At 59.4% G+C, this 14,666-nt stretch carries 10 protein-coding genes and 2 pseudogenes; 11 read left to right on the top strand and 1 reads right to left on the bottom strand.

The genetic code is table 11. The features are described 5' to 3' along the window. Positions 1-341 precede the first annotated feature (341 nt). The 5 genes and pseudogenes from ALP40_RS24680 to ALP40_RS24660 all read left to right on the top strand — a co-directional run bounded on the left by ALP40_RS24680 (position 342) and on the right by ALP40_RS24660 (position 5,157). Positions 342-1,625, top strand: a complete 1,284-nt coding sequence (locus tag ALP40_RS24680; protein WP_181114580.1) for an MFS transporter — start codon at positions 342-344, stop codon at positions 1,623-1,625. Positions 1,626-1,836: 211 nt separating this feature from the next. Continuing rightward, positions 1,837-2,418: an alpha/beta hydrolase gene (locus tag ALP40_RS24675; RefSeq protein ID WP_122210736.1), complete on the top strand. Its 582-nt coding sequence runs from the start codon at positions 1,837-1,839 to the stop codon at positions 2,416-2,418. An 81-nt stretch (positions 2,419-2,499) separates the two neighbouring features. Next, positions 2,500-3,450 (top strand): sigma 54-interacting transcriptional regulator, encoded by a 951-nt coding sequence (locus tag ALP40_RS24670; protein ID WP_122210735.1) that lies wholly within the window; start codon positions 2,500-2,502, stop codon positions 3,448-3,450. A 198-nt stretch (positions 3,451-3,648) separates the two neighbouring features. Next, positions 3,649-4,431 carry a MetQ/NlpA family ABC transporter substrate-binding protein gene (locus ALP40_RS24665; RefSeq protein ID WP_122210734.1) on the top strand — a complete coding sequence of 261 codons (783 nt, stop codon included), beginning with the start codon at positions 3,649-3,651 and terminating at the stop codon, positions 4,429-4,431. Between the two features lie 165 nt (positions 4,432-4,596). Then, a pseudogene (locus ALP40_RS24660) lies at positions 4,597-5,157 on the top strand (REP-associated tyrosine transposase). Between the two features lie 320 nt (positions 5,158-5,477). Here the strand turns inward: ALP40_RS24660 and ALP40_RS24655 are convergent. Then, on the bottom strand, positions 5,478-8,546 hold the full coding sequence (locus ALP40_RS24655; protein ID WP_409077541.1) for an autotransporter domain-containing protein: 3,069 nt from the start codon (positions 8,544-8,546) through the stop codon (positions 5,478-5,480). A gap of 379 nt (positions 8,547-8,925) precedes the next feature. Here ALP40_RS24655 and ALP40_RS24650 point away from each other — a divergent pair, with 379 nt between their 5' ends. The 6 genes and pseudogenes from ALP40_RS24650 (at position 8,926) to ALP40_RS24625 (ending at position 14,621) form a co-directional block, all read left to right on the top strand. Continuing rightward, on the top strand, positions 8,926-9,822 hold the full coding sequence (locus tag ALP40_RS24650; RefSeq protein ID WP_122210732.1) for a TauD/TfdA family dioxygenase: 897 nt from the start codon (positions 8,926-8,928) through the stop codon (positions 9,820-9,822). Between the two features lie 13 nt (positions 9,823-9,835). Beyond that, positions 9,836-10,717, top strand: a complete 882-nt coding sequence (locus ALP40_RS24645) for an ABC transporter ATP-binding protein (protein WP_122210731.1) — start codon at positions 9,836-9,838, stop codon at positions 10,715-10,717. 97 nt (positions 10,718-10,814) lie between these two features. After that, positions 10,815-11,681 carry an ABC transporter permease gene (locus tag ALP40_RS24640; RefSeq protein ID WP_122210730.1) on the top strand — a complete coding sequence of 289 codons (867 nt, stop codon included), beginning with the start codon at positions 10,815-10,817 and terminating at the stop codon, positions 11,679-11,681. Positions 11,682-11,726: 45 nt separating this feature from the next. Then, the gene (locus tag ALP40_RS24635; RefSeq protein ID WP_122210729.1) at positions 11,727-12,746 is read left to right on the top strand and encodes an ABC transporter substrate-binding protein; all 1,020 of its coding nucleotides are present in this window, start codon (positions 11,727-11,729) and stop codon (positions 12,744-12,746) included. Positions 12,747-13,307: 561 nt separating this feature from the next. Continuing rightward, positions 13,308-13,525: pseudogene (locus ALP40_RS25915) on the top strand (DUF6124 family protein). Positions 13,526-13,634: 109 nt separating this feature from the next. Beyond that, entirely contained in the window at positions 13,635-14,621 is a 987-nt protein-coding gene (locus ALP40_RS24625) for an RHS repeat-associated core domain-containing protein (RefSeq protein WP_122210728.1), read from the top strand. Positions 14,622-14,666 lie beyond the last annotated feature (45 nt).

The following is a 14,666-nucleotide window of genomic DNA, read 5'->3' as shown; positions in this document are numbered from 1 at the left end:
AAAAACGATTTCAGCATTTGACACTGTGTCGGCAAATCACTATAACTGCGCCATGTTGTACGACAACGTACGGCTTTAGAAATTTGCAACTATAAAAATAATTCCAAGAGTAACAAAGCCATGTCTAGCGCCCATTTCCCGCTCAGGAAAAAATCATTTTTGCGTCTGAGATCCGCCTATTCGGCAGATTTCAGCCCTGCTTGCGTAAAAAATCCTGTCTCAGTTTCAGTAACCTGACGTTACAAAATCAGGCCGCCCCTCGGTGAAGGCTGCGGGACGCTCGTCGCCAATCCAAGAATAAGCAGGGTGAAGAGATGAAAGTAAAAGGCATTCGGTGGTGGATGGTCGGGCTGGTCACAGCCGGTCTGGTGGTCAACTACCTCGCTCGCAACACATTGTCTGTCGCAGCGCCGACGCTCATGAGTGAGCTGAGCATCTCGACCGAGCAATACGCACACATCGTGGTCGCCTGGCAGATGTGCTACGCACTGATGCAGCCGGTTGCGGGCTACATTATCGACGCCATCGGCACCAAGATGGGCTTCGCGATCTTTGCCGTGGCCTGGTCTGCGGCCTGCGCGGCTGCGGCGTTTGCCACGGGCTGGCAGAGCCTGGCGATTTTCCGTGGGCTGCTCGGTCTGACCGAGGCGGCGGGGCTGCCTGCCGGGGTCAAGGCCACCACCGAATGGTTTCCGGCCAAGGAGCGTTCGGTCGCCATCGGCTGGTTCAACATCGGTTCCTCTTTTGGCGCATTGCTGGCACCGCCGCTGGTGGTCTGGGCGATACTGCAAAGCGGCTGGGAACTGGCCTTCCTGATCGTCGGCGTTCTAGGGCTTATCTGGAGCGGTGTGTGGCTGCTGCTGTACAAACACCCTCGTGATCAGAAGCGCTTGAGCGATACCGAGCGTGACTACATCCTCAGCGGTCAGGAAGCGCGACTCAAGGACGCCCCGGCGCAGAAGGGCAGTTGGAAAAAACTGTTCAAAAATCGCAATTTCTACGCCATCGCCTCGGCGCGCATTCTGTCCGAGCCTGCCTGGCAGACGTTCAATGCCTGGATTCCGCTGTACCTGATGACCGAACGGCACATGAACATCAAGGAAGTGGCGATGTTCGCCTGGCTGCCGTTCCTGGCGGCCGACATTGGCTGCGTGCTGGGTGGTTACCTCAGCCCGCTGTTCCACAAGTACTGCAAGGTTTCGCTGTTCACCTCGCGCAAGATGGTCATGCTGTTCGGTTGCTCCTGCATGATCGGGCCGGCCTGCATTGGCTTGGTTGAAAGCCCTTACACCGCCATCGCGCTGTTGTGCATCGGCGGCTTCGCGCACCAGACGCTGTCGGGCGCGCTGTACTCCATTACCTCGGACTCGTTCGGCAAGAACGAAGTCGCGACGGCGACCGGCATGGGTGGCATGTTCGGCTTTTTCGGCGCAGCGGCTTTCACGATGGTGTTCGGCGTGCTGGTGACCAAGATCGGCTACAGCCCACTGTTTGTGGTGCTGGCCATCTTCGACATCATCGCAGCCATCGTGGTGTGGAACGTGGCGCGTGAGGTGACGCAGAAAGACGACCCGGTGATCGTGGCCTCTCTCAATCCAGGCAGCCGCTCAGTCCCAGCCACCTGAGGCGTCGTCGCACGGTTGTCATAAAACCCGGTTAGTGTTGGTGCCAGGTGTTTTTATTCAGGGCCGTTCCTTCAAGGCAGGGAGTGGTCCTTTTTTTGTTCCAAGCTTTATATTCTTTTTAGGAATTAATAAATATCTTCTTATTCCTTAACGAATATTTGTTCCGTCCCTATACTCGCCCCATGAACGCATACGTGCAGGAGGCGAATCCATGCATAACGAGTCGATCCGGTATCTGATCCTGCCAGGATGGCAGGGATCTCCTGATGATCATTGGCAAACCCACTGGCAGAACAGCCTGCCTAACAGCGTGCGCGTGGAACAGGCCGACTGGTTCAAGCCGCGCCGTGAAGACTGGGTGGGTGAGTTGCAGCGCACCATCGCGGCCCAAGACACGCCCGTGATCCTGATCGCTCACAGCCTGGGTTGCGTCACGGTCGCGCATTGGGCGCAACTGGCTCCGCTTGAGACGCTGCGACAGGTGCAAGGCGCGCTGCTGGTCGCGCCTGCCGATGTGGATCGCCCGAATTGCCCACCTGCGTTGCGTAATTTTTCGCCCATACCCACCGACCTGCTGCCGTTCCCGACGCAGATTGTCAGCTCCGACAATGACCCGGCCGTCAGCTCACAGCGGGCGATGGAAATCGCCCGACACTGGGGCGCCGAGCTGGGCTTTTTGAGCGAGGCCGGGCACATCAACGTCAAGTCCGGTCATCAACGCTGGGAGCAGGGGTTCGCGTACCTGTACCGTCTGCAAAATCGTCTGGAGCAACACGCGCGTCGTCGCGCATGACCGGATTGCCTTGTACCGCGGGCCAATTGGCCCCGTTTTTTTAACGCCTGAGACCGTGAGCGGCTCGGGTGGGAGTGCGTCATGAGCCTTCACGAAACCTTCGGCCAGCCGCTGCTGACCTTTCCCGATTCCGACAAAAGCCCCCTGAGTATCCGTGCCAAGGCGCTGGTGTTCATTGACCCGCGCTCACGGCAGTTGCGTGAGGAGATGGAGCAACTTGCGCCGCGCTCGCTGCCCGTGCTGATTCGGGGCGAGTCCGGGACCGGCAAGGAATTGCTGGCGCGGCATATTCATCGCGGCAGTGATCGCTCGGGCCTATTCGTTTCGGTGAACTGCGGGGCCATCAGCCCGACCTATGCCGACGCCGAGCTGTTTGGCTATGCGGCCGGTGCGCACAGCGGCTCGGTCAGCAGCCGTGCAGGATGGTTTGGTTCGGCGAACGGCGGCACGCTGTATCTGGATGAAATCGGCGATCTGCCGTTGCCCATCCAGGTGAAGTTGCTGGCGGCGCTGGAGAATCACGAAGTCACGCGAGTAGGGGCGCAACAGCCCAGCCCGGTCGATGTGCGCCTGGTGGCCGCGACCAGCATTGATCTTGCCTTGGCAGTGGCAGCCGGCAAGTTCAACGAGCGGCTCTACCACTATCTGAGCGAAGGCAAGCTCGATCTGCCTGCACTGCGCGAGCAACCGGGCAATATTCTGCCTTTGGCCGAGTACTTCGTCGGCATCTACAGCCAGCGTTTGAACCTGCCCGTTCAATTGGTGAGCGAGGCCGCGCAAAAAACACTCGAGGCCCACAGCTGGCCGGGGAACACCCGTGAGCTGGAGAACGTGATTCATTTTGCGTTGCTGGTCAGCCGGGGTGATGAGATTCAAGCTGAAGACATTCACCTGCCGGAATTGGGCAGCCCTCTGGCGCAGATTGAGCATCAAGCCCAGCGGCTGTTGGCTGAAGAGGATCCGAAGCCGCTCGCAGCTCTCAAGCAGCTACTGGAAGCAGTCACTGAAAAGCTGAAGCGAACCACGGCGTAACCCTTGCGCTAGAGCCCCGCCAGAATCGCGCAGCCGGATAACGAGGAAAAAAGCATAAGCATTTACTTAAAAAGTATTTTCTCGGAATAAAAAATCTCGGTAATGTCCACATGATGTCGCAGCACGGGACAGCGCTGCGGCAAACCACTGAAAAGACGTCATTTTTTGTGACGCTCACGGATTCGCTAAGGACATTGCATGAAAAAGACGTTGTTGATGACCGCTCTGGCGGCTGTTTTCTCGATTGGCCTGGCGCATGCCGGTGAAAAACTGGTCGTGGGTGCCACGCCAGTGCCGCACGCGGAAATCCTGGAGCTGATCAAGCCGACCCTGGCCAAAGAAGGCGTGGACCTGGAAATCAAAGTCTTCACCGACTACGTTCAGCCGAACGTACAGTTGAGCGAGAAACGTCTGGACGCCAACTACTTCCAGACCAAGCCTTATCTGGACGGCTTCAACAAAGGCAAGGGCACCAACCTGGTGACCGGCGTTGGTGTACACGTCGAGCCGTTCGGCGGCTACTCGAAAAAGTACAAGAACATTGCCGATCTGCCTGAAGGCGCAACCGTCGCCATCCCTAACGAGGGCAGCAACGCCGGTCGCGCACTGCTTCTGTTGCAGAAGAACGGTCTGATCACCCTGAAAGACCCAACCAACGCCTTGGCGACGCCGAAAGACATCGCCACCAACCCAAAGAAACTGAAATTCCGCGAACTGGAATCGGCCGTACTGCCGCGTGCACTGGGTCAGGTTGACCTGGCGTTGATCAACACCAACTACGCGCTGGAAGCCAAGCTGAACCCGCAGAAAGACGCGCTTATCATCGAAGGTGCAGACTCGCCGTACGTGAACTTCCTGGTCACCCGCGAAGACAACGCCAACAGCGACGCCATCCAGAAACTGTCCAAGGCCCTGACCAGTCAGCAAGTCAAAGACTTCATCAACAAGAAGTACGAAGGCGCGGTACTGCCCGCGTTCTGATTGTTGATCGTGGGAACGATCAGTGTGCTTGAAACCCCTGATCGTTCCTCACGCTCCGCGTGGGAATGCCTCTCAGGACGCTCCGCGTCCCGGCGTAGCTCGAAGCTGAACAAAACCTCGGAACACCTTGCTCGTTCCCCTCTCGTGGAAATGGACGTTAGCCTTGTGTCGTCAGACTCCCCGTCTGCTTACTCAAGGACGAATCGATGGCCCGAAGCCGCTACGCCTGACAAACCTCATTTCCCTGACGTGCACGATTGTGGAGTGGCTGCCTTTATTCACTCGGCCTGAAATGGTGGCGATTGTGTTGGATGCATGGCGCTATCAGCAGAATGAACAGGAATGCAGCTTTTCGGGTATGTGGTTCTGGAGAACCATCTGCATTATGTGGCTCAAGCCCATGATCTGGGCGGATGCGTTCGCAGCTTCAAATCCTTCACCGCGAGACGGATCGTCGATCACTTCGATAGGAGCAACGCAGAGCGTGTGCTTGAGCGATTACGCTTTACGAAGCGTGCGTATAAGACAGACAGGGTTTATCAGGTCTGGCAGGAAGGCACCCACGCAGAGGTCATCTGGAGTGAGGACGTGATGCGGCAGAAACTCGACTACATCCACCACAACCCGGTCAAGCGGGGGTATGTAGATGTCGGTGAGCACTGGCGATACTCAAGTGCCCGGGATTATCAGGGGCAGGTTGGTTTGATTGACGTCCAGCGCTGGTAATAGACGCTATTCAAATTGTGCTCATGCTTGCATACATCCCGCAGAGGTTCTGCGGTGCCTCACGGCCGGACGCGGAGCGTCCTGGGAGGCGTTACCACGCAGAGCGTAGGAACGATCAGGGATCTCAAGTGAGCTGATCGTGCCCATGCTCCGCGTGGGTATGCAGCCCGGGACGCGCTGCGTCCTATTCTGGAACGGACGCAGAGCGCCTTGAGCGGCGTCCACGATGGAGCGTGGGAACGATCACACAGTCACAGACACGCCAACTGGAAAAACGCATCGCCGGCAGCCGCCTGCCACGGAATTGTGTTTAGCCTGACTCAAAACGCCAACGTCACCCGCGCATTCAGCGCCTGATCGGTCGTGTCGCTGCCGATCTGTCCGTTATAGCTAACGCCCACGCTCAGTCGCTCGCTCAACCCCAGATCCACGCCCGCTCCCAATACGGCTGCGTTGCGTGCAATCGGTGCGCCGGAGAGGGCGAAAGTGTCGCCGCCGCTGAAGGCTGCGCGGCTTTCGGGTGTCACGTCGCCGAACGCACGGCGCCAGCCGACGGTGGCGTTGGGTTTGACGTCGACGCTGCCCATGTTCAGGTGCGTCGCAGCCCTTAGTCCCAAGGTGCTGAACGTGACGTGGTTTTCCTCTGACTTGTTTCGCAGGCTGATGGCGTTGCTGTTTTCGTCGAAGCCATCGGTGTCCAGCCTGACATGCGCAAGGTTGGCGAAGGGTTCGAGTTGTGCGTTGCCCAGTTCGATGGCATAGCCGAGTTCACCGAATACCTGATTGGTGGCCGCCTGGTAATCCTGCTTGAAGCGCTCGGAAGAGCCTGGCAGTTCCAGCGTGCGCTTGGATGTCAGGTCGTGCCAGGTCCGCACGGCACCCAGACGCAGGCCCAGTTGGCCCCATTTCGCGCCGCCATAGACACCCAGGTGGTAGTTGTCACTGTCGCTTGAACCCGATGCATGGCGCAGGTCGAAACTGCTGCGGCTGAAGCCTGCGAGTGCGCCGACGCGCCATGTGTCGTTGACAGGAACGTCGGCACCGAACAGCAGGCCGCTGGTGTGGCTGTCCAGACCGGAAGCATCCGCTGAGCTGTCCGTCTTGCCGGTCGCGCCAATGGCTTGGGTCCAGACCAGGCCGCGTGACGCATCGCCTGCCAGGGTTTGCGAAGCACCGCCGGACGCCTGAGCAGACTGCGATTGCTGCAGGCGGTCAGTGATGGCGTTGCGCACCAGGCGGCTGTCTTCGATCAAGGCCGATTGAGTCGAGGCATGCAGTTCGTTCGACAGCGCATTGAAGGTGGCTTGTGCCGTTGCCGCATCGGCTTGTACGACGCTTCTCCACAGCGCGTTGCCTGCGCCTGCACTGTCCAGCCCCTGAGCGACTGCCTGAGCATTGCGGCCGGTGGCCAGGCTGGCAAAGCGTTGTGCATTGCGATCCAGCGTCAGGCCGACATCGCTCGCGGTGTAGTTGAGGGTGGGCGTCAGGAACGCGAAGTTCGATTGCACGCTGTTGAACGTGCCGCTGATACCGCCCGCTGCCGAAAGAATCGAATAGCGGCTCGCCGCCACCCAGTTGCCGCCCTCGACCAGTGAAACGGTGGCGTTGTTCAAGGTCGCGCGGCCTGTGGCAACGATGCGGTCGGCATTACCGGCGGCATCCGACTCGACCTGATAGACCGAACCCTGAGCGAAATTGACGTTGCCGTTGACGTTCAGTTGGCCCACCGAATTGCCCGGAGCGACCACGCCGCCGGACACGGCGTTGATGCCGCCTACCGAGCCGTTGCCGCCCAGCACGGCGCCTTGATTGACGGTCACGACTGAATTGCCGAGGTTGCCGTTCACCGCCAGACGCCCTGCCTGCACAGTGGTCGCGCCGGACAGGCTGCTGTTGCCCGTCAGGTTCAGCGAGCCTGCGCCTTGCTTGATCAGCGTGCCATTGCCTGCAATGGCGTTGCTGAAGGTGTCGTTGGTCGACTGATCGAGGACCAGCGTTGCGTTGTCGGTAATCGTCCCGCTGCCGAACGCTTGCGCGTGACCGGTCAGCACGCCGCCGTTGATCACCGTGCCGCCCGAGTAAGTGTTATTACCGGTCAGCATCAGGTTGCCAGTGCCGTTCTTGATCAGACCACCGGTGCCCGAGATGTCGTTGCGCCAGGCATCAATGGCGTTATAGCCGCCCAGGCTGGCGTTCATGTTGACCGTGACGTTGGAATTGAACGCGGCATAACCGTCGCCTGCGGCGTACAGGTTCAGGCGGCCGTAACCGTTGGACTGATCGATCACCGCGTAGCCTGAGGAAATCTCAGTGGTGCCCAGAATCTCCCGGCGCTGGCTGGCGTCCAGGTACGGGAATCGGGTTTCCAGCAGCACTTCAGCGTTGACCGGCACCACGGGCGCAAGGTTGGTCGGCCCGACCGGGCTGAACCCGTAGGTCATGCGTGAGGTGTACAGCGCCTTGTCCTGCGCGTGCTGGGAAGTGCGGTCGGTGGCCGGGTCAATCTTCGCCATGCAGTTATTGACGTCGCCGCCACACTGCGCGGTGAAGTAGGCCAGCGCTTGGGCACGGGCATCGGCGCGAAGTTGGGTATTGGCCGGGTTGGACAGGTTGTCGATGGCGAAATAAGTGGCCGTGATGCGCCCACCCATCACGTCGAAGGGCGAGTGCATGCCAGCTTCAATGCGGTTATCGCCAATGTCCGAGGCACGCAGCATCAGCTCGCTGTAGCGCTCGGGAATCGCGTAGGCCAAGGCAATGGACGACAGGTACGCGGCGTTGGTGTGGCCGCTTGGAAATCCTGCGTCGCTCGCCGGTGTGGTGCTTTTGGCAGGGCGCAGGGAAGGCTGCACCACGAACTCCAGATTCTGGCCGTCCAGCGTCTGCCGCCAAGGGCGCGGGTATTGGTAATGAGATTTGGCGGGTGTGGTAGACGCGTCGTTGCGCACTGCGCCGACCAGATCGACGACCTTGCCCAGCGCCGAGCTTGAACTGCCTGCGCCGTTGCCTTTGTCGTCGTACTTGACGGTCTTGTTGGTGTCGTCGAACTGGGTGATGGTGGTGAAAGCACCTGCCCCCGTTTTGTACGCATCGCTCAACGAACCCAAGCCGCTGATGGCGCTGTAGCTTTGGTCGCGCCGGTCATCGAAATACGCAGCGGTTTCCTGCGCGAGCGTGCGCGAGTTGGCGCGGTCGAGCACCAGTTGCAAGTTGCGCTTGAGCAACGTTTGACCCAGTGCAGTCGGCGTACCGGTGTCCCAGGTGGGGCCGGTGTTCCAGAGCGTGTTGAAGCCGGACAGCAGGTTAACGCCGTTGATGCGGTCATCCCCTGACCTGCCTGCTGCGTGTACCGAAACTGCAAGCAGCGAAAGTATCAATGTCGATACCATGACGTGGGCGGTGGGTTTGACGCTCGGCATATTGCTGTCCTGCACGCAGTTAAAAGAAGGCGCTGACGCTATCAAGCCGTTCTTACAGCTGGATGTATCGTTCGTGACACATTTGTGTGCGCTTCGCAGCAAGTGCTGGACGGTGGGAGGCGGCTTGCTGGCGATAGCGTCGGGTCAGTCACTGACACGTGTCTGAACGCATCGCCGGCAGGCCGCCTCCCACAAAGAGCTGTGCATGGCGAGTGAGACTTGCGCCCGGCAGCGAGTAAAAAACCGCTATCCCATTCCGCGCTATGCATATTCCCTAACGGTATTTAAATTACATTTCTTATAGCTATACAGTTCTCCTTCTCAGCCACATTCTGGAGTCGGAGTTCTCATGTCAGCAGCCTCCCTCGCTTCATCGCCCGCACTCGCTGCCTCGCAATCGTTCGACGTGCGCCCATTCGCCGAAAAGGTGGGCGCTGAAATCGTTGGGCTGGACCTGTCAAAACCCCTGAACGATGCCGACTTTGCGCGCGTTCATCAGGCGCATCTCGACTACCACGTCATCGTGTTTCGCGATCAGCACATCACGCCGCAGCAACAGATCGATTTCAGCCGCCGTTTCGGCGTGCTGCAGATTCACGTGCTCAAGCAGTTCCTGTTGGCCAACCACCCGGAAATCCTGATCGTCTCCAACATTGTCGAGAACGGTCAGCCGGTCGGCCTGGGCGATGCGGGCAAGTACTGGCACTCGGACCTGTCGTACAAAGAGCTGCCGAGTCTGGGCTCGATGTTGTACGCGCAGGAATTGCCCAGCGAGGGCGGCGATACCCTGTTCGCCAACCTGCATCAAGCCTGGGACACACTGCCGCAGCATCTGCGCGAGGCAGTTGAAGGTCGCTCTGCCGTCCATAGCTATACCGCGAGGTATTCCGAGGGTCATAACGCCGTCAACTGGCGCCCGACCCTGACCCCCGAGCAGTTGGCGCAGGTCGTCGAAGTGAGCCACCCCGTTGTGCGCACTCACCCTGAGAACGGGCGCAAGGCGTTGTTCGTCAGCGAAGGTTTCACCACGCGCATTCTGGGTCTGCCGGAAGACGAGAGCCGCCACATTCTCAGCGAAATCTACGCCCACAGTGTTCGCCCCGAGCACATCTATCGCCATCAGTGGCAGCCCAACGACATGGTGTTCTGGGACAACCGCTCGCTGATCCACCTTGCGGCAGGCTGCCCGGCGCACCTGCGACGCAAATTGCATCGCACGACCATTCAAGGCTCAGCGCCGTTCTGATGGAGAACCGTTCATGAATGCCGCTCTGCAAGGCCACACGGCCAGCCAGAACACCCCATCGCAGCAGGCTGCTCAGCACACCCCTGAAGCCTTGTTGCAGGTTCGTGGCGTCAGCCTCGAATACCGCACGCCCGAACGAGTGGTGCGGGCGACGCATCAGGTCAGTTTCGAGGTCGACCCGGCAGACCGTTTCGTGCTGCTTGGCCCGTCCGGTTGTGGCAAATCCACGCTGCTCAAAGCGGTGGCGGGTTTCATTCAGCCCAGCGAAGGCGAGATCCGGCTGGCAGGCAATCACGTGCGCGAGCCTGGCCCGGACCGCATCGTGGTGTTTCAGGAGTTCGACCAGTTGCCGCCGTGGAAAACCGTGATCGAGAACGTCATGTTTCCGCTGTTGGCCTCGCGCACTCTGAAGCGTCCCGAGGCGCTGGAACGTGCGCGTCATTACCTGGAGAAGGTCGGACTCAGTGCTTTTGCCGATGCTTATCCGCACACCTTGTCCGGCGGCATGAAAGCGCGTGTGGCCATCGCCCGGGCGCTGGCGATGCAGCCAAAAATTCTGTTGATGGACGAACCCTTCGCCGCGCTCGATGCGCTGACGCGTCGCAAGATGCAGGAAGAGCTGCTGGAGCTGTGGGACGAAGTGCGCTTCACCCTGCTGTTCGTCACCCACTCAATCGAAGAAGCGCTGGTGGTAGGCAATCGCATTCTGCTGCTGTCACCGCACCCGGGGCGCGTGCGTGCCGAGATCAACAGTCATCAATACGACCTGAAAAGCCTGGGCGGCGTCGGTTTCCAGCAGACCGCGCAACGTATTCACCGGTTGCTGTTCGACGAGGGCGAAGCGGGGCAGGTTGATGAAGAACTGCATTTTCAGGACATCCGGATCGCTTACTGACGTGCTGACCCTTGCGTAGCTCTGCGCCCAAGGCGGTGACGCGGAGCGTGGGCACGATCAATACCGCGCTCTACACACCATCAGGGAACCGAACACCATGAGCCTCGCACCTCCCGCTCGCGAAGAATACGAAGTCACGCTACAGCCTTTCACCCAGGAAGACCTGGCCCGCGACCTACCGTTCGCCCAGCGCATCTGGCAACTGGGTTGGGTGCGAAAAACCGTGATCATGATCGCATTGGCCGTGATTTGGGAACTCGCCGCGCGTCTTCAAAACAACGACCTGTTGCTGCCGAGTTTTCTGCAGACCGCCGCTGCTTTTTACGACGGCATTATCAGCGGTGAACTGCCGGGCAAGGTCTGGATTTCCCTGACCGTGTTGATCCAGGGCTACCTGATAGGCATCGTTCTGGCGTTCGGCCTGACCACGCTGGCGGTGTCCACCCAACTGGGGCGTGACCTGCTCGGCACCCTGACCGCGATGTTCAACCCGCTGCCTGCCATCGCATTGTTGCCACTGGCGTTGCTGTGGTTCGGGCTGGGGCAGAACAGCCTGATTTTCGTGCTGGTGCATTCGGTGCTGTGGGCGCTGGCGCTCAACACCTACGCAGGCTTTCTCGGTGTTTCCGAAACCCAGCGCATGGCCGGTCGCAACTACGGCCTCAAAGGTCTGCGCTTCGTTTGGCACATCCTCATTCCGGCCGCGCTGCCGTCGATTCTCGCGGGCCTGAAAATCGGTTGGGCGTTCGCCTGGCGCACGCTGATCGCTGCCGAGCTGGTGTTCGGCGCGTCTTCCGGCAAAGGCGGGCTGGGCTGGTACATCTTCCAGAACCGCAACGAGTTGTACACCGACAAGGTGTTTGCAGGGCTGGCGGCGGTGATCCTGATCGGCCTGCTGGTGGAGAACCTGCTGTTCGCCAACATCGAGCGCCTGACCGTCAAGCGCTGGGGCATGCAGCGCTGAATCAACCCCCATAACGACTATTCGAACGACTAAGGTGAGCACTTCATGGCAACCCCTTTCAAACGTCCGGCGCTGACTGCACTGGCAGCCACAATCGGACTGTTCGGCGCCCTGCTCGGCAGCGGCGCGCAGGCTGAAGGCAAGATCAGCATCGCGCAACAATTCGGCATCGGTTACCTGATTCTCGACGTGGTGCGTGATCAGAAACTGATCGAAAAGCACGGCAAAGAGCAGGGCCTGGACATCAAGGTCGACTGGAACAGCATTTCCGGCGCTACCGCCATGAACGAGGCGCTGCTGGCGGGCGCGCTGGACGTAGTGTCAGCTGGCGTGCCGCCGATGCTGACGGTCTGGGACCGCACCAAGGGCAAGCAGAACGTCAAGGCCATCGCCTCGCTGGGTTCAATGCCTAACTACCTGCTGACCAACAACCCTAATGTGAAGACGATCAAGGACTTCACCGACAAGGACCGTATCGCCGTGCCTGCGGCAGGCGTGGGCTTCCAGTCGCGCACCTTGCAGATCGAGACTGCGAAAATCTTCGGTGACGACAACTACAAGAAATTCGACAATATCTCCGTCAGCCTCGCGCACCCGGATGCGACGGCTGCGCTGATTGCCGGCGGGTCGGAAATTAACTCGCACTTCTCCAGTCCGCCATTCCAGTATCAGGCGCTGGAAAATCCGAACGTGCACAAGGTGCTCAGCTCTTACGACGTGTTGGGCGGTCAGGCTACGTTCAACGTGCTCTACACCACCGAGAAATTCCACGACGAGAACCCCAAAACGTACAAGGCGTTTTACGACGCGTTGGCCGAGGCCGAGAAGATCATCAAGGCCGACAAGCCCGCCGCGGCGCAGACGTACATCCGCGTCGAACAGTCGAAGCTGCCTCTTTCACTGGTAGAGAAGATCGTCTCTGACCCTGAAATCGACTTCACCATCACCCCGCAGCGCACCTTCATCTACGCAGAAAAGCTGCATGAGCTGGGTGTGTTGAAGAACAAGGCCGCGAGCTGGAAAGACTACTTCTTCGAGCAAGCGCAGGGTGGTGCGGGGAGTTGAGAAACGTGCCTGGTGACGCACCGTGTCACCTTGTTTATACACAAGCCTTTCCGAGTTCCGTGGGAGCGAGCTTGCTCGCGAAGAGGGCAGTGCAGCCTTGAAGATGGGGCGTCTGAACCCTAGCATTCGTGAGCAAGCTCACTCCCACGGTAAGCCTTCAGTCAGACACTTTTCGTTTTGGCCTCGCTTTGTGCATATGTCGGACTTGTGCCTAACGGTCAGTAACCTGAGCTAACGAAAATCTGCTTTTGAAGGACCATTCTTTCAGGTCTTTCCCTTTCGCAAGTACGAACTTTCCTAGAAAATCCGCAGCCCTTGTGCGCATGGATTCTGGACACTAGGCTGCGTCGGTCGCTGAGTTTCAGCGGTCGGGTTTAGCAGCCTGTCTATGGATAACAAGTGTCGCGAGTGTCGCGTTATGGCGGCTTTGCGTGGGGCACCTTCGGGTGCGCCGGTCAACATGCGCTTGTTCCTGCCGGTCTGCTAACCCGCGTCAAAGCCGCCACCCTTGTTCGTTTAGCAGCGGGTAATCGGTGGCTTCGTTAGCTAAAGGAATAAGCAATGATCAACTCAACCCCAGCTCCACCTCCACTCCACCCCCCCTCTAAGAAACCCTGATACAGGTCAGCGGCATCCTGCGCTGCGCCTCTGCAGCTGCGTATGAATCCGGCGATGCTCTCAACGGCGCGAAACGCGACCTGGCGTTCTCCGTGGTCCATTTGATCGATATCGCCAGAACCCGGCTCGATCGCTCGCTTGAAGACGTAGCCTGTCATTAAGCACGCCGGTCAACCTGTCAGTTCTGCGAGTAGCAGGTCCAAGCGTTAGCCGTGCAAGGTCGCAGGTGCAAGCGAGCAGAATCTCGCTCACCCCGATGGGAGACCTCAAATGGCCTGGAACACCGTTCTCTGTCGCTACCGCTACGATCCACTTGACCGGATTGCCTCCCGAACACCGCTGGCCGGACTCATCACGCAGGCGCTCTATCAGAGTGACGTTTTGGTCAATGAACTTCAGGGCGCCGAGCTGCGCCGCTTTTTTCAGCATGGCCGTTCATCACTGGCCTGCCAGACCCTGAGCGACCAGTCATCCAGCACGTTACTGACTGCCACCGATCATCGGCACAGCGTGCTCAATGCGTCGCGCCTTTCGCAGCGAGACGTGATGGCCTATACCCCTTATGGTCATAACGTAGCGAAAGACCACCTGCCCGGCTTCAACGGCGAACACCCCGATCCGGTCACGGGGCATTACCTGCTGGGCAACGGCTACCGCGCTTACAGCCCGGTGCTAATGCGCTTCAACAGCCCGGACAGTCTCAGTCCGTTTGGAAAGGGCGGGTTGAACGCCTATGCCTATTGCGAGGGAGATCCGGTCAATCGGTCTGATCCAAGCGGGCACGATATCCTCGACGATGTCCTGACAGCAGCCTACATCGGTGTGGGTCTGCTGACGGCTGGCATTGGTCTGGTGACAGCCCGCCCGGCGCTAAAGGCCGTAGTCAAAGGCGTGAAGGTTAAACCTGGCCTCCCCGGTTCTGCGGCACAGGGCGCTATGCAGACAAGACCTGCCAATACCGCTGAAAAGCTTTCAGCGGCTGTAGCCGTGGGGGCGGTGGCGGCCGGCAGTGCGTGGGCTGCTGCATTTGCTGTCAGAAAAGCAGATCCCGATTCGGCCGTGGCCCGTCCGCTGACAGTCGTCGCCCTGGCATTGGCCGTTCCGACGTTAAGCCTGCGTGGCTGGACGCTTGCTCGTTCCGAGCTGGCGAAACGAGCGATGAAGTCAGTGCCTGTGCTGGTTCGCCGCAGCAGCGTCAGGAGCCTGAATCAGAACGTTCGTTTACCCGCGCTGGATATCCGCGAAACTGCGCTCTGAGGACTTTATCCATTCGATGCATACCGCCAGCGGACAGTGACTTCG

This window comes from Pseudomonas viridiflava (assembly GCF_003702045.1).
GTDB classification, from domain to species: Bacteria; Pseudomonadota; Gammaproteobacteria; order Pseudomonadales; family Pseudomonadaceae; genus Aquipseudomonas; species Aquipseudomonas viridiflava_C.
Note: the sequence above shows the minus strand (reverse complement) of the source record. Positions and strands in the feature narration are given on the sequence as shown.